Raw genomic sequence first — 382 nt, 5'->3', positions numbered from 1 at the left:
CTGCATTTTTTGCAGAAAATGGCAGATGTTCTGGTTCAGTTGAACACCGACCTGACTAATTTTTAATCAGTAAAGTCTAATCCATTGGATCGCTTGCTTAAATTTTATGCAAATCGTTTGTTGAAGATGAACACCTTCCCGAACAGCATTGCTGCCCGCTCTCGATGCTTATTTTGATTCGGAGATATTCGTCGCTAATGCCGCAAATAATATCCTCGTAACAACCCATCCCAAGCCGTAAAGTGTTGCACTGATTGCGGTACGATTTTGTACGGATCAATGCCCCGCCATGCTTCAGCAGGCGTCAAGCCATGCAAATGCTGATGCGGTCTTATCACGTTGTACCACGTCGCAAATTCCGCCAGCAGGTTATCCAGTGCCG

Annotated in this window: 1 protein-coding gene; it reads right to left on the bottom strand. The window is 45.5% G+C overall.

Annotation, left to right across the window (positions count from 1 at the left end; genetic code table 11):
- Positions 1-194: 194 nt before the first annotated feature.
- Positions 195-382, bottom strand: a 188-nt coding sequence (locus ACO0LG_RS29595) for a hypothetical protein (protein ID WP_423032211.1), incomplete at its 5' end; no start/stop codon positions are given.

Source organism: Undibacterium sp. Ji42W, from assembly GCF_049340405.1.
Taxonomy (GTDB): Bacteria; Pseudomonadota; Gammaproteobacteria; order Burkholderiales; family Burkholderiaceae_D; genus Undibacterium.
The sequence above is the reverse complement of the archived record's forward strand: the minus strand, read 5'-3'. Positions and strand labels throughout refer to the sequence as shown.